The 24,102-nt window shown below is 61.2% G+C and carries 23 protein-coding genes and 1 rRNA gene; 5 read left to right on the top strand and 19 right to left on the bottom strand.

Features of this window, described 5'->3' with window-relative positions:
* Positions 1-35: 35 nt before the first annotated feature.
* A 16S ribosomal RNA gene (locus GYH29_RS02610) occupies positions 36-1,571 on the bottom strand.
* Between the two features lie 386 nt (positions 1,572-1,957).
* Between GYH29_RS02610 and GYH29_RS02605 the strand changes: the two genes are divergently transcribed.
* Positions 1,958-2,593 carry a pyrimidine 5'-nucleotidase gene (locus GYH29_RS02605; protein WP_161523136.1) on the top strand — a complete coding sequence of 212 codons (636 nt, stop codon included), beginning with the start codon at positions 1,958-1,960 and terminating at the stop codon, positions 2,591-2,593.
* Between the two features lie 50 nt (positions 2,594-2,643).
* Here the strand turns inward: GYH29_RS02605 and GYH29_RS02600 are convergent, their stop codons facing one another.
* The 6 genes from GYH29_RS02600 to GYH29_RS02575 form a co-directional block, all read right to left on the bottom strand.
* On the bottom strand, positions 2,644-3,708 hold the full coding sequence (locus tag GYH29_RS02600; protein ID WP_043594567.1) for an ABC transporter substrate-binding protein: 1,065 nt from the start codon (positions 3,706-3,708) through the stop codon (positions 2,644-2,646).
* 213 nt (positions 3,709-3,921) lie between these two features.
* On the bottom strand, positions 3,922-4,716 hold the full coding sequence (locus GYH29_RS02595) for an ABC transporter permease (protein WP_039755527.1): 795 nt from the start codon (positions 4,714-4,716) through the stop codon (positions 3,922-3,924).
* On the bottom strand, positions 4,709-5,602 hold the full coding sequence (locus GYH29_RS02590; RefSeq protein ID WP_174243631.1) for an ABC transporter permease: 894 nt from the start codon (positions 5,600-5,602) through the stop codon (positions 4,709-4,711). The genes GYH29_RS02595 and GYH29_RS02590 overlap by 8 nt, the downstream gene beginning before the upstream one ends.
* Positions 5,603-5,608: 6 nt before the next feature.
* On the bottom strand, positions 5,609-6,694 hold the full coding sequence (locus GYH29_RS02585; protein ID WP_043636108.1) for an ABC transporter ATP-binding protein: 1,086 nt from the start codon (positions 6,692-6,694) through the stop codon (positions 5,609-5,611).
* A gap of 273 nt (positions 6,695-6,967) precedes the next feature.
* On the bottom strand, positions 6,968-8,023 hold the full coding sequence (locus tag GYH29_RS02580) for a PLP-dependent cysteine synthase family protein (protein WP_081556576.1): 1,056 nt from the start codon (positions 8,021-8,023) through the stop codon (positions 6,968-6,970).
* A gap of 101 nt (positions 8,024-8,124) precedes the next feature.
* Positions 8,125-8,745, bottom strand: a complete 621-nt coding sequence (locus GYH29_RS02575; RefSeq protein WP_043594562.1) for an OmpW/AlkL family protein — start codon at positions 8,743-8,745, stop codon at positions 8,125-8,127.
* Between the two features lie 150 nt (positions 8,746-8,895).
* On the opposite strand from GYH29_RS02575, the gene ubiD reads away from it, so the two are divergent.
* Complete coding sequence (gene ubiD, locus GYH29_RS02570) at positions 8,896-10,371, top strand: 4-hydroxy-3-polyprenylbenzoate decarboxylase (RefSeq protein ID WP_161523135.1); 1,476 nt, start codon at positions 8,896-8,898, stop codon at positions 10,369-10,371.
* Between the two features lie 52 nt (positions 10,372-10,423).
* Here ubiD and GYH29_RS02565 read toward each other — a convergent pair whose 3' ends face one another.
* Positions 10,424-10,735, bottom strand: coding sequence for a hypothetical protein (locus GYH29_RS02565; RefSeq protein WP_019103651.1), 312 nt, complete (start codon positions 10,733-10,735; stop codon positions 10,424-10,426).
* Complete coding sequence (locus GYH29_RS02560; protein ID WP_161523134.1) at positions 10,735-12,477, bottom strand: M30 family metallopeptidase; 1,743 nt, start codon at positions 12,475-12,477, stop codon at positions 10,735-10,737. The genes GYH29_RS02565 and GYH29_RS02560 overlap by 1 nt, the downstream gene beginning before the upstream one ends.
* Positions 12,478-12,672: 195 nt before the next feature.
* Here GYH29_RS02560 and GYH29_RS02555 point away from each other — a divergent pair, with 195 nt between their 5' ends.
* Positions 12,673-13,029, top strand: a complete 357-nt coding sequence (locus GYH29_RS02555; protein WP_019103654.1) for a 50S ribosome-binding protein YggL — start codon at positions 12,673-12,675, stop codon at positions 13,027-13,029.
* 81 nt (positions 13,030-13,110) lie between these two features.
* On the opposite strand, the gene GYH29_RS02550 is transcribed toward GYH29_RS02555, so the two are convergent.
* From GYH29_RS02550 to GYH29_RS02530, 5 genes are all read right to left on the bottom strand, one after another.
* A complete protein-coding gene (locus GYH29_RS02550) occupies positions 13,111-13,710 on the bottom strand; it encodes a YdcF family protein (RefSeq protein ID WP_019103655.1) in 600 nt (199 codons plus the stop codon).
* Between the two features lie 77 nt (positions 13,711-13,787).
* Entirely contained in the window at positions 13,788-14,027 is a 240-nt protein-coding gene (locus tag GYH29_RS02545) for a DUF2164 domain-containing protein (RefSeq protein WP_019103656.1), read from the bottom strand.
* 79 nt (positions 14,028-14,106) lie between these two features.
* Positions 14,107-14,463 carry a hypothetical protein gene (locus GYH29_RS02540; RefSeq protein WP_019103657.1) on the bottom strand — a complete coding sequence of 119 codons (357 nt, stop codon included), beginning with the start codon at positions 14,461-14,463 and terminating at the stop codon, positions 14,107-14,109.
* Positions 14,464-14,616: 153 nt separating this feature from the next.
* Entirely contained in the window at positions 14,617-16,020 is a 1,404-nt protein-coding gene (gene aspA, locus GYH29_RS02535; RefSeq protein ID WP_019103658.1) for an aspartate ammonia-lyase, read from the bottom strand.
* Between the two features lie 157 nt (positions 16,021-16,177).
* On the bottom strand, positions 16,178-17,086 hold the full coding sequence (locus tag GYH29_RS02530; RefSeq protein ID WP_019103659.1) for a LysR substrate-binding domain-containing protein: 909 nt from the start codon (positions 17,084-17,086) through the stop codon (positions 16,178-16,180).
* Positions 17,087-17,218: 132 nt separating this feature from the next.
* Between GYH29_RS02530 and GYH29_RS02525 the strand changes: the two genes are divergently transcribed.
* Together GYH29_RS02525 and GYH29_RS02520 are read left to right on the top strand one after the other, a co-directional pair.
* Positions 17,219-18,370 (top strand): GGDEF domain-containing protein, encoded by a 1,152-nt coding sequence (locus tag GYH29_RS02525; protein WP_107732916.1) that lies wholly within the window; start codon positions 17,219-17,221, stop codon positions 18,368-18,370.
* Positions 18,371-18,409: 39 nt separating this feature from the next.
* Entirely contained in the window at positions 18,410-18,973 is a 564-nt protein-coding gene (locus tag GYH29_RS02520; RefSeq protein ID WP_146176157.1) for a hypothetical protein, read from the top strand.
* Positions 18,974-18,983: 10 nt separating this feature from the next.
* On the opposite strand, the gene GYH29_RS02515 is transcribed toward GYH29_RS02520, so the two are convergent.
* The 5 genes from GYH29_RS02515 to GYH29_RS02495 all read right to left on the bottom strand — a co-directional run bounded on the left by GYH29_RS02515 (position 18,984) and on the right by GYH29_RS02495 (position 24,051).
* Positions 18,984-20,879, bottom strand: coding sequence for a polysaccharide biosynthesis protein (locus tag GYH29_RS02515; protein ID WP_373454782.1), 1,896 nt, complete (start codon positions 20,877-20,879; stop codon positions 18,984-18,986).
* Entirely contained in the window at positions 20,876-21,343 is a 468-nt protein-coding gene (locus GYH29_RS02510) for a GNAT family N-acetyltransferase (RefSeq protein WP_161523133.1), read from the bottom strand. Before GYH29_RS02510 ends, GYH29_RS02515 begins: the two co-directional genes overlap by 4 nt.
* A complete protein-coding gene (locus GYH29_RS02505; protein WP_019103664.1) occupies positions 21,340-22,005 on the bottom strand; it encodes a sugar transferase in 666 nt (221 codons plus the stop codon). Before GYH29_RS02505 ends, GYH29_RS02510 begins: the two co-directional genes overlap by 4 nt.
* Positions 22,002-23,165, bottom strand: coding sequence for a DegT/DnrJ/EryC1/StrS family aminotransferase (locus GYH29_RS02500; RefSeq protein ID WP_161523132.1), 1,164 nt, complete (start codon positions 23,163-23,165; stop codon positions 22,002-22,004). Before GYH29_RS02500 ends, GYH29_RS02505 begins: the two co-directional genes overlap by 4 nt.
* Before the next feature lie 76 nt (positions 23,166-23,241).
* Positions 23,242-24,051: a lysozyme inhibitor LprI family protein gene (locus GYH29_RS02495; protein WP_081576315.1), complete on the bottom strand. Its 810-nt coding sequence runs from the start codon at positions 24,049-24,051 to the stop codon at positions 23,242-23,244.
* Positions 24,052-24,102 lie beyond the last annotated feature (51 nt).

Below are 24,102 nucleotides of genomic sequence, written 5' to 3'. Positions count from 1 at the left end.
TAGGCTGTAAGTACTCGATCAACAACCTTCTCTAGAAAGGAGGTGATCCAGCCGCAGGTTCCCCTACGGCTACCTTGTTACGACTTCACCCCAGTCATGAATCCCACCGTGGTAAGCGGCCTCCTTACGGTTAGCCTACCCACTTCTGGTGAAACTCACTCCCATGGTGTGACGGGCGGTGTGTACAAGACCCGGGAACGTATTCACCGCAGCATGCTGATCTGCGATTACTAGCGATTCCGACTTCACGCACTCGAGTTGCAGAGTGCGATCCGGACTACGATCGGTTTTATGAGATTGGCTCCACCTCGCGGCTTCGCGACCCTCTGTACCGACCATTGTATGACGTGTGAAGCCCTGGTCATAAGGGCCATGAGGACTTGACGTCATCCCCACCTTCCTCCGGTTTGTCACCGGCAGTCCCATTAGAGTGCCCAACTTAATGATGGCAACTAATGGCAAGGGTTGCGCTCGTTGCGGGACTTAACCCAACATCTCACGACACGAGCTGACGACAGCCATGCAGCACCTGTGTTAACGCTCCCTTTCGGGCACCACCACATCTCTGCGGCGTTCGTTACATGTCAAGACCAGGTAAGGTTTTTCGCGTTGCATCGAATTAATCCACATCATCCACCGCTTGTGCGGGTCCCCGTCAATTCCTTTGAGTTTTAACCTTGCGGCCGTACTCCCCAGGCGGTCAACTTCTCGCGTTAGCTTCGCTACCAAGGATTCAAACCCCCAACAGCTAGTTGACATCGTTTAGGGCGTGGACTACCAGGGTATCTAATCCTGTTTGCTCCCCACGCTTTCGTGCATGAGCGTCAGTGTCATCCCAGGGGGCTGCCTTCGCCATCGGTATTCCTCCGCATCTCTACGCATTTCACTGCTACACGCGGAATTCTACCCCCCTCTGACGCACTCTAGTCGTGCAGTCTCCAATGCCGTTCCCAGGTTAAGCCCGGGGCTTTCACATCAGACTTGCACAACCGCCTGCGCACGCTTTACGCCCAGTAATTCCGATTAACGCTTGCACCCTACGTATTACCGCGGCTGCTGGCACGTAGTTAGCCGGTGCTTATTCTTCCGGTACTCTCAGCCCCAGTAGGTATTAACCACTGGGATTTGCTCCCGGACAAAAGTCCTTTACAACCCGAAGGCCTTCTTCAGACACGCGGCATGGCTGGATCAGGCTTGCGCCCATTGTCCAAAATTCCCCACTGCTGCCTCCCGTAGGAGTCTGGGCCGTGTCTCAGTCCCAGTGTGGCGGATCATCCTCTCAGACCCGCTACTGATCGAAGCCTTGGTGAGCCTTTACCCCACCAACTAGCTAATCAGACATCGGCTGCTCGTATAACGTGAGGCCTTACGGTCCCCCACTTTCCCCCTCAGGGCGTATGCGGTATTAATCCGGCTTTCGCCGAGCTATCCCCCATTACACGGTACATTCCGATGCATTACTCACCCGTTCGCCACTCGTCAGCGGTGCAAGCACCCTGTTACCGTTCGACTTGCATGTGTAAAGCATGCCGCCAGCGTTCAATCTGAGCCAGGATCAAACTCTTCAGTTCAATTCCAAGCAAATTTTCTGGCACGCAAGATCAAAGAAACATCGAGACATTTCTCGTCTTGCAGTGCAAGTGTTTGGTCATCGACCGAGCACTTACACCTATCGGTTATTCGTTCTGTTAAAGATCAGTGCAGATCGCTGCGTTTCGTTTCCGTCGCTGCGTTGTCTGCTGAGGAGGCGAACTATACGTCACGCCCCCACACCCGTCAACACCTTTTGTGAAAGTTTTTTGACGAAAGCCGCCCCATGTAAGCTATCTCCATGATTTATATTGAATCATCTGCGCAAACAAACTTGAGCCTCGCCGCCGGCACTGATAAGGACTGTCGCTTTCGGATTGAAAAAACGATAATTCCTCCCCTCGTCCGCCCTTCTAGAAGCACGATAATGCGCAACAAAGCCTGGATTTTCGACCTGGACGACACGCTGCACCACGCCAGCGGCGGCATTTTTGCCCACATCAGCCATGCGATGTCAGCCTATATGATGAAACATCTGCAGGTGGACGCCGTGGAAGCGCGCTTGTTGCGGGAGCGTTACTGGGCGCAGTACGGCGCCACCATGCACGGCCTGGTGACCCATCACAACATCGATCCGCACGACTTTCTATTGGAAACCCACAAATTGGAGGAGCTGGAGCAGTGGTTGTTCGCCGAACACAATCTGGCTGAGTCGCTGCGCGCCCTGCCCGGTCGCAAGGTGATTTTCTCCAACGGGCCGCATCACTATGTGGAAGGCATCTTGCAGCGTTTGGCGATAGAACGGCATTTCCATTCCATTTACGGCGTCGAGCAACTGGACTATGTACCCAAGCCTCACGTGAGCGCCTTCCGTAAAGTGCTGGCCAGAGAGAAGCTGGATCCGCGGCACTGCATCATGGTGGAAGACTCGCTGCCCAATCTGCTGACGGCGAAGAAGCTGGGCATGAAAACAATCTGGGTCAGCAAGCAGGTTCGGCGACCAGCGCATGTGGATATCCGCATCTCCTCCATTGGAGAACTGGCGCGCCGACGCTGGGACTGAAATGAAAAAAGGCCGGTTTCCCGGCCTTTCCTATATAGAGAGTATCCCGCTTACTTCAACTTGATCTCGGACCACACCTTGTTCAGCTCGCGGCGGTCCTTGGCGTTCAGGTCTTTCAGCTGCTGCAGACGCGGCAGTTCGCTGGCGGTCGGGAAGATCGCATGCACCTTGGTCAGTTCCGGTTTGACGAACTTGCCAGCAGCGGCGTTGGGATTGCCCGAGCCCATCTCGTTGGTCAGACCGGAAGCGTTCTTGCCGTCCAGCATGAAGTTGATGAACTTGTAAGCCAGGTCCTTGCGCGGCGCATCCTTCAATATCACGAAGTTGTCCAGCGACAGGGTGTTGCCTTCTTTCTGCAAACCAAAATTGACGCCAAACTTGCGGCCGGCCTTCTTGGCGTCCTGCTGTGCCTGGTACATATCGTTGGAATAGCCCAGCGCAACATAAATGTTGCCCACGGTCAGCTCCTTGATATAGCTCTGGTTGTTGAAAGCCGCCCAGTAAGGCTTGGCTTTCAGGATCACGTCGCGCGCGGCTTTCCAGTCCGCTGGGTTGGTGGAATTGGCCGGCTTGCCCAGATACATCAAGGCGGCGGACACCAGTTCGCGCTGGGAATCCAGCACAGTGATCTTGCCCTTGAGCTTGGCCAATACGGCTGGATCGAAGATCAAGGCCCAGCTATTGGCCTTGTCCTGCAAGCCCAGCTCTTTCAGCTTGGTTTCGTTGTAGCCCAGCAGCGTGGTGGTGAAGGCGTAGGGTACGGAATACTGGTTGCCCTTGTCGAAGAAGCTGTTCAGATAGCCTGCGTTCAGGTTCTTGAAATTGGGCAGCTGCTTTTTATCCAGCGGCTGAGCCTTACCCTGCTTGATCAGCGCTTCCACCGCGAAGCCGGTAGGCACCACGATGTCGTAGCCCTTGGCGCCGGCGGCCAGCTTGGCCAGCATTTCTTCGTTGTCGCCGTAGAAGTCCTGCACCAGCTTGCACTTGCAGTAGGCTTCGAAGCTCTTGGCGGTGCTTTCCGACAGGTAGTTGTTCCAGTTGTAGAGGTGCAGTTCTTCCGCTGCGTACGCCTGAGCAGATACGGCCAGGGCAAGCGTCACGAGGACTTTTTTCATTGCGTTTTTCCTTCTATTCGCACGAGTGCGTTGCGACTACATGAAAAACCGGCCGGCTCCCTTGTGCCCGGCCGGGGCCCTACTACTTAGACCCGCCAACAAAACCCCTGGTCCTGCGTGCGCCGACTTGTCGTACGACGAGTACTGTCTGCATCGGCGCGCCTTGGCTCAGGTATGCTGCGCGGTTTTGTTTGCGGCTCTTAAAACAGGCTTTTAGCCATTGGCCCGCAATGCGCTGGGCGACACGCGCGAAGCAATGACGATCAGCACCAAGGTCAACAACATCAGCAAACTGGAAACCGCGTTCACCTCCGGCGTCACCGCGATCTTGATCATCGAGTAGATTTCCAGCGGCAGCATGCTTGCGCCGGCGCCGGCGGTGAAGAAAGTGATCACGAAGTCGTCGATGGACAGGGTGAAAGCCATCAACGCGCCGGCAATGATGCCAGGCTTGATCACCGGTAGAGTGATCAGACGGAAGGCCTGGAACGGCGTCGCACCCAGATCGCGCGCGGCTTCCACTAGGCTGTCGTCCATGCCCTGCATCCGCGCCCGCACCACGATGGCGACGAAGCCGATGCAGAAGGCTACGTGGGACAGCAGGATGGTGATCATGCCCAGTTCCAGAATGCCGATCAGCTGGTTGACGATGACGAAGAAGATCACCAGCGACACCCCCATCAGCAGTTCCGGAATGGCGATGGGCGTCAGCACCAGGAAGGGCAGCAGGCGCAGCTTGTAACGATGCATGGCGATACCGGCCAGCGTGCCCAGCACGGTGGAGCACGCGCTGGCGATGATGCCGATGATCAGCGAGTTGGCCGCCGCGCTCAGCATCTTCTCGTTGTGGAACAGCTTGTCGTACCACTTGAGAGTGAAACCCACCCATTCCGCGTTGAGCCTGGAGTCGTTGAACGAGTACAGCACCACAATGACCAGCGGCAGGTAGAGGAAAAGATAGGTCAGCAGCGCCGACGCCCACAACCAACGGGATTGTTTCTTAGCCACGTTTCTTACCTCCTCTGCCCACCATCGCGCCCAAGGCCGCGATCAGCAGCACGCCGCCCGTCAACATGATGGACAGCACCGAGCCGAACGGCCAATCGCGAGTGTCCAGAATCTGCTGCTTGATCAGGTTGCCGATCATGATGGAATCGGTGCCGCCCAGGATGTCAGGGATGGCGAACATGCCGAGCGCGGGGATGAACACCAGCGCGGAGCCCGCGAACACGCCGGGCAGCGACAGCGGCCAGGTCACGCGCCAGAAGCGCTGCCAGGCGTTGGCGCCCAAATCCTGAGCCGCGTCCAGCAAGGCCATATCGTGCTTTTCCAGATTGGCGTACAGCGGCAGCACCATGAAGGGCAGGTGCACGTAAACCAGGCCGACGATGACGGCGAACGGGGTGAACAGCAGGCGCACCGGCTCGAAGCCCAGCGAAGTTACCGCCACGTTGAGCATCTTGGTGAACGCCGACTGCGGACCCAGGATAATCATCCAAGCGTAGATGCGGATCAGAAAGTTGGACCAGAACGGCAGGATCACCAACAGCAGCATCAGGTCGCGGTATTTCTTGCCGGAGCGGGCAATCAGCCAGGCCAGCGGGTAAGCCATCAGCAGGCAGACCACGGTGGTGATTCCCGCGTAGCCGGCGGATTTGATGAACAGCTCAATATAGAGCGGTTCCTCCACCAGCCGGTAGAAGTTGTCCAGGGTGAGATCCCAGACCAGCTTGCCTTCCTCAAGGTAATACAACGGCGCGAGGCCGCCGTAATCGCCCGGATTGCGGAAAGCCGCCACCACCATGATCAGCGACGGCACCAGGAAAAACAGGATCAGGTAGACCAGCGGCGGCCACGACAGCGCCCACTTGCCGAATCGATCTCGAATCGCCATGCGCGTTTACTCCGTCAGGAAGCTGCCGGCGTCGAAGCGCCAGGCCAGTTCCACGATGTCGTTGTCGTCAAAGAATTTGGCGACGCCCGGGATGCTGTTGGGCAGCATCGCTTCCACCATCACGCCTTCGCCCACTTCCACCACGTAGAGCGTGACGTCGCCCAGGTACAGACAGTCATGGACGCGACCCTTGAAATAAGCCTCGTCGTTGTGAGCGGGCAGGCTTTTGTCCAGTTTGACCTTCTCCGGCCGCAACGCCAGCCAGCCGGTCTGCCCTTCGCGCACGTCCGGCACGGTCAGACAGCGCACTTCGCCGCAACCTTTCAGGTCTACCAGCATCGTGTCGCCATCCACGCTCTTGACCTTGCCCTCCAGCACATTGCACTGGCCGAGGAAGTCCGCGACGAAGCGGTTCTTGGGCTTGCTGTAAATGGTTTCCGGCGCGTCCAATTGCTCCACCTGACCATGGCTCATCACCGCGATGCGATGGCTGAGCGCCAGCGCTTCGCCCTGGTCGTGGGTGACGTAAACGAAGGTGATGCCCACTTCTTTTTGCAGATTGATCAGTTCGAGCTGCATTTCTTCGCGCAGCTTGGCGTCCAGCGCGGACAAGGGCTCGTCCAACAACAGCAGCCGCGGGCGGTCCACCAGCGCTCGGGCGATGGCCACGCGCTGACGCTGGCCGCCAGACATCTCATGCGGGTAGCGGTCGCCGAACTGGGTCAGACGTACGTCTTCCAGCAACTCATCCACCTGGGCGGCGATCTTGTCTTTGTCCCACTTGGCCATTTTGAGCGGGAAAGCGATGTTCTCGCGCACTGTCATATGCGGGAACAAGGCATAGCTTTGAAACACGGTGTGCACCGGACGTTTTTCCGGCTGCACCTGCGACATGTCTTGACCGTCCAACAGAATCTGGCCGGAATCCGGCTGCTCGAAACCGGCCAACATGCGCAGCAAGGTGGTCTTGCCGCAACCGGAGGGCCCGAGCAGGGTGAAGAACTCGCCGGCTTCTACCGACAAGCTGACATTGTTGACCGCCGTGTAGTCGCCGAAGCGCTTGACGACATTTTTGATTTCAAGGAGAGCCATTATCTTCCCCGCCCAAGAAAAAGGGCGCCAGTTTAACAAAAAAGATAAAGCTGGGGCCGTTGAAATCCCTTGAAAATTCAAGACCTCAGCGCATTTTTTCCATTGTGCGTGCCAAGCGTTCGAACTGGGGCGGTAAGTTGCTATTTTCTCAGCAGAAAACCGCGCGCCGCCCGCTGGTTTTCGGTGCGGCGCAACATGGTTCCAATTCAAATAATTGATGCTTTTTGACAACAACGGTCGGCATCTCGCCGTCTACGAGCCGCCAAACGATGCTTACCACTGCCCTTCATTAAAGAAACGGCGATAGCGCTCCACCCAGCTCGAGATGTCAAAACCGTTGGCCTTTAGCCAGTCGTGGTCGTAGTAGCTGCCCAGGTAGCGGTTGCCGTCATCGCAGATCAGCGTGACGATGGAGCCGCTGCGGCCCTGACTGCGCATCTGCCCCACCAGTTCGCAAACGCCGTAAAAATTAGTGCCGGTGGAACCGCCGCAACGACGACCCAGCACTTCTTCCAGAAAGTGGATGGCGGCGTAGCTGGCGACATTGGGCACCCGGATCACACTGTCGATGACTGTTGGAATGAAAGAGGGTTCCACCCGAGGCCGACCAATGCCTTCCACCCCGGAGCCGCCCTCACAGCGGCAATCCATGCTGCCGGTATGGAAACTGTCGTAGAACACCGAGTTTTCCGGGTCCACCACGCAAACCTTGGTCGGCAACTTCTGGTAGCGCACGTAGCGGCCAAAAGTGGCCGAAGTGCCGCCGGTACCGGCGCCGCAGACGATCCAGTCCGGCACCGGATTGGGTTCGTACGCCATTTGGGTGAAAATAGTGTCGGCGATATTATTGTTGCCGCGCCAGTCTGTGGCGCGCTCGGCATAGGTGAACTGGTCCATGTAATGACCATTCAGCTCCTGCGCCAGACGCTTGGATTCGTCGTAAATGGTGGCAGGATCGTCCACCAAGTGGCTGCGCCCGCCATAGAATTCGATGGCGCGAATTTTTTCCTGAGAGGTGCTCTTGGGCATCACCGCGATGAAGGGCAAGCCCAACAAGCGGGAAAAATAGGCCTCGGACACAGCGGTGCTACCGCTGGATGCCTCGATGATGGTGCTGCCTTCGCGTATCCAGCCATTGCACAAACCGTACAGAAACAAGGAGCGCGCCAGCCTGTGCTTGAGGCTGCCGGTGGGGTGAGTGGATTCGTCCTTGAAATAGAGCTGTATCTCCGGCGCGCCGGGGATGGGCAACGGAATCAGATGCGTGTCGCTGGAGCGATTGAAATCGGCCTCGATCTTGCGCACTGCCTGGGCAACCCAATCAGTCATCTTGCTTCTCCAGTGTCGGAAAGTTCTCAATCGGCCATTCTAACGCGACAAGCAAGAAAAAACGCCCCGTAGGGCGTTTTGGGCTCGTAAAGGTTTTACGATCAGAACTTGGTGCCGAAGCCGATGCCGAATACCCACGGGTCGATCTTCAGTTCGCCCAGTTTGGCGCCGCCCAGTTGATCGGCGGTCACGTCGGTCTTGATCCAGATTTTCTTAACATCCAGGTTGACGAACCAGTTCTTGTTGATCGCGTAGTCCGCGCCCAGTTGCAGCGCCGGGCCCCAGCTATTTTTCTTCACGCTCAAATTGGTATTGGCGGCTGCCGCACGCAAACCATCATTGTAGAAACGGGTGTAATTGATGCCGGCGCCCACATACGGACGGAAGGTAGCGTCCGGAGCAAAATGGTATTGCAGGGTCAGGGTCGGCGGCAGCACCGATACTTTGCCGACGGAACCGAAAGCGTTAGTGGTGATTTCGTGGCGAGTGGTGCCCAGAATCAGCTCCGCGCCGATGTTGTTGGTGATCATGTAGGTGAAGTCGACTTCCGGCGCCCAAGAATCTTTGGCGTCGACATTCAAGCCCGCCACCGCGCCGGAGTTGCTCCAGCTGGCGTCCGGGTTAACATTGATCACGCGGAAGCGCGCCAGAATGTCGCCTTGGGCGGCAAAGGCGCTAGCGGAAACCAGGCCGATCATTGCGGCGAGAGCGAGCTTTTTCATATAGGGTTCTCCTGTCATGTTTGGTCGAATGCAGGCCTTGCGCTTGCCGCCATCGTTGACTTTGACTGCGGGCAGCAGTAGCGTTCGGCGTCCGGTGGCAGATTATCCAAGCACCTAATATCAAACTTTGCGCCAGATCATGAGATGGTCATGAAATATGCAGATTTACGGGAGTTTGTCTCCCAATTGGAACAACAAGGCCTGCTGAAGCGAATTGCAGCCCCGGTCTCCCCGCGCCTGGAGATGACCGAGATTGGCGACAGGGTACTGAAAGCCGGCGGTCCCGCGCTGCTGTTCGAACAGCCAGTCAAGGACGGCAAGCGTTTCGATTACCCGGTGCTGGCCAATTTGTTCGGCACCCCGGAGCGGGTGGCGCTGGGCATGGGCGCCAGCGATGTGATGCAGCTGCGCGAGATCGGCAAGACCCTGGCCTACCTGAAGGAGCCGGAGCCGCCCAAAGGCCTGAAAGACGCCTGGGACAAACTCCCGCTGTTGAAACAGCTGCTGTCGATGGCGCCCAAGGAAGTCAGCAAGGCGCCCTGCCAGCAAATCGTCTGGGAAGGCAAGGAAGTCGATCTGGAGCGCTTGCCGATCCAGCACTGCTGGCCCGGCGACGTGGCGCCGCTGATCACCTGGGGCCTGACCGTGACCCGCGGCCCCAACAAGAAACGCCAGAATCTGGGTATCTATCGCCAACAGGTGATTGGCCGCAACCGCGTCATCATGCGCTGGCTGGCCCACCGCGGCGGCGCGCTGGATTACCGCGAGTTCCGCCAGCAATTCCCGGATCGCCCCTATCCGGTGGCGGTAGTGCTGGGTTGCGATCCGGCGACGATACTGGGCGCGGTGACGCCGGTGCCGGACACCCTGTCCGAATACCAGTTCGCCGGTCTGCTGCGCGGCAGCCGCACAGAGTTGGTGAAATGCCTGGGTTCGGACCTGCAAGTGCCGGCGCGCGCCGAAATCGTGCTGGAAGGCCATATCCACCCCGACGACACCGCGATGGAAGGCCCTTACGGCGACCATACCGGCTATTACAACGAGCAGGACCGCTTCCCGGTTCTGACCGTGGACCGCGTCAGCATGCGTGAAAACGCGATCTATCACAGCACCTACACCGGCAAGCCGCCAGACGAGCCAGCGGTGCTGGGCGTGGCCTTGAACGAGGTGTTCGTGCCCATCCTGCAAAAGCAGTTTCCGGAGATCGTCGATTTCTACCTGCCGCCGGAAGGCTGCAGCTACCGAATAGCCGTGGTCAGCATCAAAAAGCAGTACCCCGGCCACGCCAAGCGGGTGATGATGGGCTGCTGGAGTTTCTTGCGCCAATTCATGTACACCAAGTTCATCGTGGTGGTGGACGACGATGTCAACACCCGGGACTGGAAAGAGGTGATCTGGGCGATCACCACCCGCATGGACCCGGTACGCGACACCACCTTGATCGAGCACACGCCTATCGACTATCTGGACTTCGCCAGCCCAGTGTCCGGCCTGGGCGGCAAGATGGGCCTGGACGCCACCAACAAGATGCCCGGCGAAACCAATCGCGAATGGGGCGTGCCCATCGTGATGGACGAAATGGTCAAACAGCGCGTCGACTCGATGTGGCGGGATTTGGGCCTGTAGGCCCGGAAGACAAGCGCCTGGCGTCGTCAAGACGCCAGGCGGTTTTCACGACTCAACGCGGCTCAAGCACTTCCGCCTGCAGCAACACGGCCTCGCGCCCCAACAGCGGATGGGTCTTGAACGGCCCGGCCCGATAGCGAATGCGCGAACCGGTCCGCTTTTTCAACGCGGCCACTTCCGCGGCCCCCAAGCCCTTGCCGTCGGCGGCGGGCTGGATGACGAAGGTGCCGCCATCCCCCTTCTCCACGCCCAGGCGCACCAGCGGCGGCGCGCCCACAGCCACCAGGGTCCCCTCCTCCCACGGCGGCAACCCCATGGCGCCGACGCCGGCGCAAAGGCCCAGCCACAGTAGCAGCCCGCGCATCACGGCTTGACCAGGATCAGGTGGCTGTTGGCCGGCACCGTCACCCGCGCCACGCCGCGGGACAGCGGTAGGCTCTGCTTATAGGTTTCCGCCGTGGCCAACGCGCTCCAGCCGATTTCCTGCGCCTGGAACGGCACCGCCGGCAGCAGCAGGCTCTTGCCCTGGGGAAAGTACTGGTTGGCCGGCAAGTTCAGCGTCTTGGCCGGGAAACCGTAGCCGCTGGCCGGATTGCCGCCCAGCGCCAGCGTGGTGTTGAGGCGCAGCATCAGACTGCTGTAATCGCCGCCGCCCACCGCGCGCAAGCCGTCGTTCAAGGCCCGCTCGCCGGTATTGCCTCCGGTCACCCACGGCTTCATCACCCCCGCGCCGAACTGGTGCAGCATCTGCATGCCCGCCGCCAGCGCTTTCGGGTAGCAAGTGTAGTTCGACGCCGCCACGCTCCAGCCCTTCAGATTGCAAGCCGGCCGGCGCAGGAAGCTTTCGAAGTCGCCGCCGCGGCGCAGGTCCGGATGGGAGTTGGCGTCGCTGCCGCGACCGCCGGTGAAGGTGTCCGCCGACACCAGATAGCCCATGGTCTGGGCCGCCAGCTCGTTTTCCCACACTGTGGGATTGCCGGAGCTCGGCGGCTTGCGCAGGATTTTGTTGTAGGCGTAAAGCACATGCAGGTATTCATGCGCCAGCGTGGACAAGGCCAGGCTGGGGCCGTTGCCCTTCATGGTCCAGTTGCGGCCCGGATCGGCCTGGGCGAAGGTGTCCAGGTCCACGAAGGTGGCCAGCGCCTGGTTGCTCTTGCCCACCACGTCGCGGCACTCTTGGTCGGCGCCGCACACGGTCGGCGCGGCCGACGCCAGCAAGGCGTTGGTCCAGCGCACATAACCGAGCAGACGGCCGCCGCCGGCCTGGTTCGGATCGTTCAACCGGCTCAGCACCAGATGCACGTCCTTGGTGTCGCCGGGCAGGGCCAGCGCGCGCCAGCCCGGATCGATGTCGTCGCCCCAGGGCTCGCTGACCACCGAGGCCTCCAGTGGATATACGCTGTTGGCGAAGCGCTCGGCCAGCGCGTCGGCTTGGTCGCTGCCTACGCTGACGTCCAGCCCGTCCTGCGCCCACACATAGACCTTGCCGCCGCCGTTGGGCAGGTCGCGCATCGCTTGCAGGCTGGTGGCGCTGTCCTTGTCCATATCGTGCCAGACCCGCTTGTCGCCGATCGCGTAGCTGCTCGCCTGTAGCTTGGCCTGCTCCGCCAGCAACCGGTGCGAACCGACGGCCCGCAGCGACAAGGCGCCGGAGCGGGCCGCTGCGCCCACCGCGGCCATCACCGCCCGGCTTTCCGCCTCCAGACGCTCCGCGGCGGCGTCCGATCCGCCGCGCAGGCCGGAAGCGCCCAGCTTGGCCTGGCTGGAGGTGTCGCCGCTGCTGACGCGCGACACCACCATCTGCCAGCCCGTGCTCAAGGCTGCGCCGCTGATCGACACCGTTTGCGCCAATACGCCGGTATTGGTGTATTGGTAGGCGGAGCCCGATTGCGCCCTGCCGGCCGAGGCCGGCAAACGGCACGCATTGCCCGAGCACTGCAGCGCCGCCACTTCCGCGCCGTCCGTCGCCAGTATCCTGCCAGATGCCGACGCTCCAACGGCCGTGCCGCTGCTGCTGTTGCCGGCGCTGCCGCCGCCACCTCCGCCGCAGGCGCTCAACAGCGCCGAAATCACGGATACCGCCAATATTGTTTTTGTGCTTTTCATCCCTGTAGTCATCCATTTCATGTATTGAGAATGAGAAAAAATACTAATTCCATTCCAATGGCAATGACTACGGCAAATAATTACCTTTTTATATGATATTTGTTTAGTTAGAGTGACAGAAACCTACGCACAGCCGGCGCAGCGCAAAGCCGGCAAGCCTGCTATCATCGCCGGGTCTTTGAATAAGGAGCAGTCATGTCCCTGCGCAACCCCAACTCCCCCCACCGCCTGAGCCGTCTGAAATCCCGCCAACGCAAGAAAATGCGCGTAGGCGAATTCCGCGAGCTGGGCTTCCATCTGATCGCCCTGCTGCACGACGGCGCGGACTCCGAGGCGCTGCTGGACGCCTGGCTGATCAAGGTGGACGAGGCCGGCATCAGCTTCGGCGGCCATTTCGACGGCGCCGGCAAGCTGGAAGGCGTGGCCTTCCCGGTGGGCGAGGTCAAGATCAGCGACGAGCTGCGCCTGCAACTGCTGTCCTGGCTGCAAGCGCGCGCCGAAGTGAAATCTGTGGAAGGCGGAGAATTGATCGATCTGTGGCACAACCACTGATCCACCCCGCCCAACGTGAAAAAACCGGCTTATCGCCGGTTTTTTTTATGCCGCGTCCAATGGAGCATCTATCCAACAAGGTCAGGACAGCTTACGGAACACCCGGTAGCCGATATAAAGCCATGTTTCCCTGGCCAGGAAGCGGGACCAGCTGGACAGGGTGCGGTAGCGGCTGGATTGAGTGGGCGCGGGATAGGCGGTCAGGCCAATGTCGGTGGCCATCAGCACCGAGCGGCGCATATGCAGCGGATCGCTGACCAAGAGGAAGGAACGGATGCCGAACTGGCTGCTCAACTCGCGCGCGTTCTCCAGGTTTTGCCAAGTGGTGCGCGACTGGTTTTCCGCCAGCATCGCCGTCATCGGCACGCCCTGCTTGGCGGCAAAGTCGCGGCCCACATCGGCTTCCGATGGATATCCCGGCTCCGGCGTCCCGCCGGTGAACACGATCCAGCGCACCTTGCCGGATTTATACAGTTTGACCGCGTGGTTGATGCGCTCGCGGAACACCGGTGATGGGCGCTTGCCCCAGGCCGCCGCCCCCAACACCAGCGCCGCGTCGGCTTGCGGTTCATTTGCGCTGCCGCCGAAATCGACAATGCTCCAGGCTACGTAGCTAAAGCCCAGCACCACCAGCAAAATCGCCAGCACAAAGCCTTTCAACATCAAACGCAAGTAGAGCATGGGTACCGCAAGAGAGGGGTGGAACGCCGATTGTACCCGCAAACCGTAGGCAAGCGGCAAGGCCGCGCGCGCTGCGTCTACTTCTCCAATTCCCAAATCGCCGCCTGCAAGGACTCCATCCGCGCGGTGAGCGCCAGTTGCGCATCGTCCAACGCCTTGTTGTAAATGTCTCTGCCGATTTTATCCGCAACAAAGTCCAGCAGAAATTGCGCGTCGAACTGCCCCAGCTCGATGCCGAACTGATCTTGCGCATACTGTTGCAATTGAGGAGCCAGCGCTTGCAGCTGAGCGGGGGTCAACATCGAATGATTGGCCATGGCGTACCGCCCTGTGCGATTGAAAGCCGCGATTATGGCGGCTAATCGCCGATGCTGGAAGCGCTTTCCCCGCCCACGGCTAAGCGGACAGCGTCCGCCCCCATCGCAGCAGGCCCGCCCGCCACTGCCGCTGGCCGTCCAATTGCCAGGCCAGCAGCAGGTCGCCAGTCTCGCTGCGCCACAGCGGATGCGCCCACATCTCGCTGAGCAAGGCCTCCGCGGCCTGGCTGTCGTCGAAACACAGCGTCAGCCAATCCGCCCCCGCGCGCGTCAGTACGCGGCGCAGCTTATCCGGCCACGGCGCTCTGCCGCGCCACACCGCGGCGCCGTGAAAACAGCCTGAGCGCAGCCATTGCCGCCTGACACGCCACTGTTCGGCGCTCAGCGCGCACAGGCCGCGAGGAAACTCCAAGCTCCACCATAGCGCAGCTTGCATATTTCGCCCTTTCGATTGTGCGGTGCACAATTTTTTATACCCGCATTCCGCTCCCGCCGCAAGCGCCGCCGGCGCCGATAAAAAAACAGGCCGCGAAAGGCGGCCTGATCAAGTTGAAACGCTCACAACGATAAGTCATACAAGGGAAATCAATTACACGGTCACCCAGCGCGGCCGGGTCAGCTCTTCCGGCTTCAGCAGCAAATCCAGCTGCTCGCGGCTCAGCAGGCCTTGTTCCAGCACAATGTCTGCCACGCTGCCGCCAGTGGCGTGCGCCTGGGCCGCCACATTAGTGGCCGCGGCGTAGCCGATGATGGGGTTGAGCGCGGTCACCAGACCAATGGAGTTCTCCACGCTGGCGTGCAGGCGTTCGCGATTCGCGGTAATGCCTTTGACGCAGTTATCGGTCAGCGTGGCGCAGGCGGCGGCCAGATGGCCCATGCTGCGGAACAGACTGTAGGCGATCACCGGCTCGAAAGCGTTGAGTTGCAACTGCCCGGCCTCCGCCGCCATGGTGATGGTGACATCGTTGCCTATCACCTCGTAGGCCACTTGGCTCACCACTTCCGGAATCACAGGATTCACCTTGCCCGGCATGATGGACGAACCGGCCTGCCGCGCCGGCAGGTTGATCTCGCCGAAGCCGGCGCGCGGGCCGGACGATAGCAGACGCAAGTCGTTGCAGGTCTTGGACAGTTTGACCGCGATGCGCTTGAGCACGCCGGACAGCTGCACAAAGGCGCCGCAGTCCTGAGTGGCTTCGATCAGATTGGGCGCGGTCAGCAAGGTGTGGCCGCTCAGCTCGGACAAATGCAGGCAAGCCAGACGCGCGTAATCCGGGTGCGCGGTAATGCCGGTACCGATGGCGGTGGCGCCCAGATTGTTCTCCAGCATCAGCGCGCTGGCTTCCATTAAACGCTGCTCGTCCTCTTGCAGCATCACCGCGTAGGTCATGAACTCCTGGCCCAGCGTCATCGGCACCGCGTCCTGCAGTTGGGTGCGCCCCATCTTCAGGTAGTCCTTGAACTCGTCGGCCTTGACGGCGAAGGCCTCGCGCAACGCCGCCATCCGGGTCAGCAGCTTGTTGGCGCCCCAGAACGCCGCCAGCCGCAAGGCGGTCGGGTAAACATCGTTGGTGCTCTGACACAGGTTGACATGCTCGTTGGGATGCAGATGCTGATACTCGCCCTTGGCGTGCCCCATCAGTTCCAAGGCGCGGTTGGCGATCACCTCATTGGCGTTCATATTGGTTGAGGTGCCTGCCCCGCCCTGGATCGCATCCACCACAAACTGCTCATGCCAGCGGCCGGCGCGGATTTCCTCGCAAGCGGCGATGATGGCCTGGGCGATGGGCGCCGGCAGCAGCCCCAGATCGCGGTTGGCCTGGGCAGCGGCCTGCTTGATGCAGGCCAAGGCGCGGATCAGGTCGCCGTAGCCGGCGATGGTCTGGCCGGTGATGGGAAAGTTTTCGACTGCGCGCAAGGTGTGCACGCCCCAGTAGACATCGGCGGGCACTTCACGATCGCCTAACAGATCATGTTCTATGCGAGTCGTCATGGATGCTTCTCCTGATACGGATGGCGCCACGCGCTCGCGTGGCTTGAAGCTGCGCACTTTATGCCATGCCGCGACGGCTGGCCAATTCGAAATGCCGATGGGGTCATGCAGGAAACGCATAACCTTGCCGGCGGCCGAACCGGCCAGACTCCCCTTCTCAACAAGCCTGGTATTGGCGCGTCAGGTAATGCCAAAACGCCTGCAAAGCCGGGCGCTGACGCTTCTGATCCACGTAAAGGCGAATTTCCATCTCCACCTGCCAGGACTCGTCGCCGGCGGCCGCCAACAAACCCTCCTGCGTCTCCCTGCGCGCAGAGCTTTCCGGCAAGAAAGCCAGGCCATGCCCTTCCAGCACCATGTGCTTGAGGCCTTCCGCCATATCGGTTTCATAGCGCAGCGCCAGCTTGGCTGGCTGTGGAGCGGACTCCAGGATCAGATCGCTCATCAGCCGGAAATAGGCGTTGCTGGCATAGCCTAGAAAGGGCAACGGCTGCTGCGCGCTGCCGGGCAGCGGATAGCGCGGCCGACCGGCGTCTGCGATCGAGAACGGCCTCAGCCGCTCAACGCCCAGCTTTAGTCCCTGATAGCGGGCGTCGGTCAACTCCACCGGCTGCTTGGGGTGGTGGTAGCACATCAATAGGTCGCTGCCGCCTTCCACGAAAGCCAGCAGCGCGTCGTGCACATTGCTGGCCTGCAGCCTACAGGGCAAGGCGCCGTAACCGCTCTGCGCCTGAGACAGCCATTTGGGGAAGAAGGAGAAGGACAGCGTGTGCGGCACCGCGAACTCCAGCGTGCCGTCAGCCAGGGGCTGCAAACCGCGCAGCAGGGCGCGGCTGGTGTTGAGCTGGGACAGCATGGCCACCGCCTGTTCGCGAAACAGCGCGCCGGCCTCGGTCAAACGCGTAGGATAAGTGGTGCGGTCGATCAGGTCGGCTCCAAGCCAGCTCTCCAGCGACTTGATCCGCCGCGAGAACGCCGGTTGGGTCAGATGGCGCAGTTCCGCCGCGCGGGTAAAGCTGCCGGTTTCCGCCAGCACCAGGAAGTCTTCAAGCCACCGGGTTTCCATCGCGCTGTTCCGCTAGGTTGATCAGGAGTTGCGATAGTAGCGCAAACGCAGCGCAAGCCGGCGACTTTGACCTGCTGCAAACCCAAAGTCATAAACCGGAGTAGAATAACGCAACTATCTGGCACCATCCGCATGCATATTACTCACTTCATCTGGCAAAAGCTGCTGGGCCTGGCACCCGGCGAGATCCAGAGCGGCGACACGCTCTGGCTGCTGAGCCCTCGCCAGCACATGCCCTTGCTGACCCAGCGACGCGCACTGATGCTGGTCAACCGCTGCCGGCTGTTTGCCATCCTGTTCTCCGCGCTCACCCCGGCTTGGGCGGTGATCGACTTGCTGACCCTGCCCTATCCGCTATCGCTGCAGCTGGCGGCGCTGCGCTTGCTGGTCTCCGCCGCCTTCGTCGCACTGGCGGTTTGGCAGCCGATGGACGGCCGCCTGCCTGCGGCCTATCGCGGCATCGCGCTCTTGTTCGCCATCCCCACCCTGTTTTACATCGCCTCTCACTTGATGCTGCGCCGTTATCATCTGGAGGGCTTGTCCGCCGCCATCGGCGCCGGCTACGCCTTCCTCCCCTTCGTGCTGCTGGCCGGGCTGGCGATCTTTCCGCTGACGCTGCTGGAGAGCCTGGCTTTCGCCAGCCCGGCCTTGCTCGGTTTCGTGCTGACCAGCCTGCTGGACCTGAACGGCGACAACCTGCCCGGCTTCGGCGGCGAATTCTGGTTGTTGTCTCTGCTGGCCGGCGTCTCCGCCATTGCCAGCGTCAGCCAATTGGCCTTCATCATCGTGTTGGTCCACCAGGCAATACGCGACCCGCTGACCGGAGTCTTCTCGCGCCGCAGCGGCGAGGAGATGCTGGGCTTGCTGGAATTGCAAGCTCAACGCAGCCGGCAGCCGCTGAGCTTGGCCTTTATCGATCTGGATCACTTCAAGGCGATCAACGACCACTACGGCCACCTGGCCGGCGATCAGGTCTTGCGCCATTTCGCCGAGCTGATGGAAGGAAGGCTGCGACGCAGCGACGTGCTGGTGCGTTGGGGCGGCGAGGAGTTCGTGCTGCTGATGCCCGGCGCGCAACTGGCCCACGCGGCCCAGGTCATCGCCCGGCTGCGCGCCCAGGGCCTGGGCGAGCGGCCTGAAGGCCTGCCGCTGACCGCCAGCATCGGCGTGGCGGAGTTGTTTCAAGACAGCTGCGCCGACTGGCGCGCGCTGGTGGATCTGGCTGATACCCGCATGTACCGCGCGAAGCAAGCCGGCCGCAACCAGGTCGTGATCTCCGACTGAGGCTTTACCCACCCGGCGAGTTTGCTTATCGTTGACGGCATGACCGTTCTTACCGCCTCGTCCCGTCCCCGCCCTCGCGGCGTCGCCGCCGCGCTGCTGCTCAGCCTGTTGGCCCATGGCGCGCTGCTGTGGCTGGCCAAGCCCAGCGGCGGCCCGAACGCCGATGCGGCCCCGCCGCTACGAATACAACTGAATCCGCCAGCTCCAGCCATTGTTCCACCCCCGGCGCGCGCCGTCGGGTCCGAGTCCCCTTCCCGAAAACCTGCTGTGGCGCCGAGGCATCCGCCGGCTGCGGCGCGGATACACGCGCCCGTCCCCGGCAAGGGTCGCAATCAAGGCAGGCTCGAGCGAAACCAAGGCGAAGCTTCGGCCCCGAGCCCGGGCTTAACCTTGGGAGGCCTGCGCCAGCAAGTGCGCGAACAAGCGGCCGCCGCGCCAGAAAAAATCAGCCCGCTGCAGGCCGACCCCGCCAAAACGAAATTGGCCCGCTCTATTGAGCGGGCCGAAAAACCGGACTGCAAGACCCGTTACTCCTCATTTGGCCTGCTGGCGATCCCTATTTTGGCAGTGCAAAGCGCGCGCGAGGACGGCTGCAAATGGTAGGCCGCTAGCCTCACGAAGCCGCGTTCGCCAGCGTCACCCAATCCTGAGTGGCCTTGGCGGCGTGGAACTCGCGTACCGCTTTTTGCAGCAAGGCAAACGCCGCGGGCGCGTCAAGACGCCGGCAAGCCTCGTCCATGTTCGCCAGCACATCCCGCATTTCCGCTTCCGGCAGACAGTATTCCTGAGCGCGCATGATGCGCTCGTGATCCGTGGCCAGCACGTTGTCGCCGATCAACAGCTCCTCGTACAGCTTCTCCCCCGGCCTCAGGCCGGTGATGCGGATCTCGATGTCGCCGCCGGGCCGGCTCGCGTCCTTCAACTCCAGGCCGGACAGATGGACCATGCGCCGCGCCAAGTCGATGATGCGCACCGGCTGCCCCATATCCAGCACGAACACGTCGCCGCCGTCGCCCATCGCGCCGGCCTGTATCACCAGCTGCGCCGCTTCCGGAATCGTCATGAAATAACGGGTGATGTCGGCGTGGGTCAGCGTGATCGGTCCGCCTGCCTTGATCTGGGCGCGGAACAAGGGCACCACCGAGCCGGAGCTGCCCAGCACATTGCCGAAACGCACCATCACGAAGCGGGTGGCGCTGCCGCGCGCGTGCCGGGTCTGCAGCGTCAGCTCCGCCATGCGCTTGGTGGCGCCCATCACATTGGTGGGCCGCACCGCCTTGTCGGTGGAAATCAGCACAAAGGTGTCCACGCCGCAATCCTCGGCCGCGCGCGCGGTGGTGTCGGTGCCAAACACATTGTTGACGATGCCGGCTACGGGATTGTGCTCCACCATCGGCACATGCTTGTAGGCGGCGGCGTGATAGACGGTGTCCACCTTGAAGGCGCGCATCACCTGGACCAGCCGCTGGTAGTCGGTGACCGAGCCCAGGACCGGCGTGCGCTCCGGCGGCGCGGCGACGCGGCCCAGTTCCTGGTCTATCGCGTACAGCGCGTATTCGGACTGCTCGAACAGGATGATGCGCGCCGGCTGGTTCTTGGCGATCTGGCGCACCAGTTCGGAGCCGATGGAGCCGCCGGCGCCGGTGACCATCACCACCTTGCCGCGGATATTGCGCGCCAGCAGTTCCTGCTTGGGCGGCACCGGGTCGCGGCCCAGCAGGTCTTCGATCTCGACCTCTTTCAACTCCTCCACCCGCGCCTCGCCGGACACCAGATCGGCCATGCCCGGCAAACGCTTGATCGGCACTCGCAGCAGTTCCAGGGTTTCCAGTATCTCGCGCTGGCGGCTGCGGCTGACCGAAGGCATCGCCAACAGAATGCACTTGGCCTCCAGATCTTTGACCAACTGCGGCAGATCGCGCGGCGGATGCACCGCCACGCCTCGGAAAGTGCGGCGATGCAGCTCGGGATTGTCGTCGACAAAGGCCATCGGCCGATATTCGCGGCCGGCTTGCAAGGCCAACATCAACTGCACGCCGGCACGACCGGCGCCGTAGATGATCACGTGCTCGCGCGGCGCGTCCACCGCGTCGATGCGACGCACCAGGCCGCGCAGCAGAAAACGGCTGCCGCCGATATAGGCCATGGCGAACACCCAGAAGATGATCACCGAGGTGCGCGGCATCGCCCAGATATGGGCCATCTGCAGCACCGCCTGCAACACCAGCACCGACAAGGTCACCCCGGAGAACACGGTCAGGATGATTTTGTCGTCCAGGTATTTGAGCACCGCGCGGTACAGGCCCAGCTTGATGAAGATGGGAATCGCCCACAGCGGCGGCACGATGAAAATCCACAAATGCGGATTGAGCTTGGGGTCCCAATAACCGCCCAGGCGGAGGAAGACCGCGCTCCACAGCGCCAGCGGCAACAGCAGCGCGTCCATCAGCGCCAGCATCGCCATCTTGTTGTGGCGGGAGAAGGCGAGCAGTTTTTCAAACATGGTCATTCTTTCGCGTCCGGCGGCCGTTGATACAGCGCATCCGGGCAACATTCCTCGTTATCTTGGCCATCGCTCAGGCTTAGCAGCGCAAAGCCATGCGTCTCGTAGAAGCGGCGCGCGCTTAGATTGGCCTGGAACACGAACAGCCGGCAGGCCGGCGCCGGGGGCGACAACAACTGTTGCAGCAACATTCCGCCGACGCCCGCGCCGCGATGCCCGGCGTCGACATATAGCTGATCCAGCCATAGCACATCGTCTTGCAGCGACGCGGCGGCGAAGCCGGCGATATCGCCGTTCCGTTCCGCCAACCATGCTCCGCCGGACGGCAACAGCGTGCCGGCGAACCAGGCCCTCACCTCCGCCTCGGCATGCGCCAGCGGCGCGTAATTCATCTCGCGACGGCAGGCCAGATAAATGTCCGTTAAAGCGACCGCATCGGCGGGTCCGGCCAAGCGGATGGAAACCGTCATCGGCTGACGATCTTCATCAGCGTGGCGACGATGATGCGGACATCTTCAAACAAGCTGTGGCTTTCGGCGTAGCGCACGTAATACGCCAGTTTCTCCGGCAATACCTGCTCAATGTAAGCGCGCTCCGGATCCTCCGCCCGGCCCAGGATTTCGTTCTCGTCTATCATCTTGATCGACGCCCAGTCAGTGATGCCGGGGCGCACCGACAACACGATGTCGCGGACTTCGTCCGGATAGTGGGCGACGTACTTGGGCACCTCGGGCCGCGGGCCGACCAAGCTCATATCGCCGAACAGCACGTCGATCAACTGTGGCAGTTCATCCAGCTTGGTCTTGCGCAACAAGCGGCCGGCGCCGGTGACGCGCGCGTCCGCGCCGACGGTCAGCTGGCCGTGTCGCTCGGTGTCCACCTGCATGGTGCGGAATTTGTGGATACGGAACAATGTGCCGTTCCGCCCCACGCGTACCTGGCGGAAAAACACCGGTCCTGGCGAATCCAGCTTCACCCACAGCGCCACCGCGAGCAGCGGCAGCGCCAGCACAGCCAGACCCAGACCCGCCGCGACGATGTCGAAACCTCGCTTCAGCAGCCGCGAACCGTGGCGGCGCGGACGGCAGCACGGCGGCAGCAAGCCGCCGCGGTCTGAACCACGCTCGCTCATGCGCTCAGAATCTCGCGCACCGCGGCGATGACCCGGGTCTGGTCATCATCCGTCATCCGGGTGTACAGCGGCAAAGTCACTTCGGCCTCGAAGGCGGCGTCGGCCACCGGGAACTGCTCGCGCGTCAGCTGATAGCCATCGCGCCACACCGGCTGGCGATGCAAGGGAATGAAGTGCACCGAGCAACCGATGCCCTTTTCCGCCATCCGAGCGATGAAATCATCACGGCTGACGCCGGCTTCCGGCTTGATACGCACCGGATACAGATGCCAGGCGTGGTTGCTGCCCGCGTCCTTCGGCCGCGCCGGCAGGATCAGCGGCAGATCGGCCAGCTCGCGGTCGAAGCGCCGGGCCATCCCCTCGCGCAACTCCTGGAAGCGGCGGATCTTCTTCAACTGGTGGATACCCATTGCCGCGGCGGTGTCCGGCATATTGTATTTGAAGCCGGGCGCCACCACTTCGTAAAACCAGGCCGGGGTCTTGGACACATAGCGGTCGAAGGCGTCGCGGCTGATGCCGTGCAGACGCATCACTTTGCAACGCGCGATCAAGTCCTTATTCTTGGACACCACCATGCCGCCTTCGCCGGTGGTCATGGTCTTGTTGGCGTAGAAGCTGAACACGGTGACGTCGGAGTCCAAGGTGCCCACCAGCTTGCCCTTGTAATAAGTAGGCAGCGCATGAGCGGCGTCTTCAACAACCTTCAACCCATGCTCGCGGGCAATGGCGATGATCTCGTCCATCTCGCAGGCTAGCCCGGCGAAGTGCACCGGCATGATCGCCTTGGTCTTGGCGGTGATCGCGGCGCGGATCGCATCCGGGCTGATGTTGAAGGTAGCCGCATCCACGTCCACGCATACCGGATGCGCGCCCAGATAGCGCACCACTTCGGCGGTGGCGGTGAAGGTGTAGCTGGGCACGATGACCTCGTCGCCAGGGCCGATGCCTATCGCTTCCAGCGCCAGATGCAGGCCGGCGGTGGCCGAGTTGACGGCGATCGCCTCGACGCCGTCGCCGATGAATTGCGCGAAGTCGGACTCGAACTGCTTGGTCTTGGGACCGGTGGTGACCCAACCGGAACGCAGCGCGTCGACCACTTCGTTGATCTCTTCCTCGCCGATGTCCGGCAAGGCGAACGGCAGGAATTTTTGTTCGCTCATATCATTCTTTCCGCTATCGTAAGCACGGCGGGCCTCGCCTGCCGTCATATGAAATCTTTTAGCCCCGCCCGGCGCCTTAGCGTCGGCAATCTCCAGAATCGCCGTCATACGGCAACACTCGCGGAGCCCCCAAGCGCACGACTTTCAACAAACGCGCCGTGTCGTTCACGTCGCTAGGCATCAAGTCGGCGATATAACGATCCACCTGTACCGTCGCTTTGCCCCTCAGTTCGCAGGTCTGTTTCAGCTTCAGCAAGGGTAAGACATTAAACATGCGTTTGGCCTGAGCGGTATTCTCAAAACAGAACCAACGACTTCTATCATCGCCTCGCTCTCGCGGAATCCGCTTCGCGGACGATTTCGTCGGCGTGAAACAGAATTGATCACCCACCATGTCCATATCGCTTGCGCCACGGGCGTAAGCGTATTCCCCCTCCAGCTGCACCGAGCCGGAATAGAAATATTGGCTACCCTCCACTTTCTGTTTCACCAAACCATCGGCACAAGCCGGAGTCACGCATGCGGCGACCAGCAAGCCTAGATCCTTTTCCACCTTGCCAAAGTACTGCAGCCGCTTCTTGTAGGCGTCGCGTACGCACAAGGCATCCTCACACTTGTTGCGCACCTGCTTCAGCCAGTGCGCTTGCTCTTTGCCGTAAGGATCAAGCCGTTTGCCGGTATCGCCGTCTATGCCTTGAGTCTCACCCTGAATCAAGGTGAAGCGCTTGGCCAGTTCCGAATCCAGCGACGACAGCTCGGCGTCGGCACAGATCATTTTCTCCACCTCCAGCTTGGCGTAAGCGCAGTTGAAGCCGGCAGACTGGGCTGGCAGCGTAACCAAGCCTATGCAGACGGTCACCCCTGCCATCCAGATTTTCTTCATCATATTGTTCTCTTTCTTCTTATCGCCACATCTAGCGGAACGCCCGAAAACAGG

It is taken from the genome of Chromobacterium haemolyticum (assembly GCF_009936155.1).
GTDB classification, from domain to species: Bacteria; Pseudomonadota; Gammaproteobacteria; order Burkholderiales; family Chromobacteriaceae; genus Chromobacterium; species Chromobacterium haemolyticum.
Note: the sequence above shows the minus strand (reverse complement) of the source record. Positions and strands in the feature narration are given on the sequence as shown.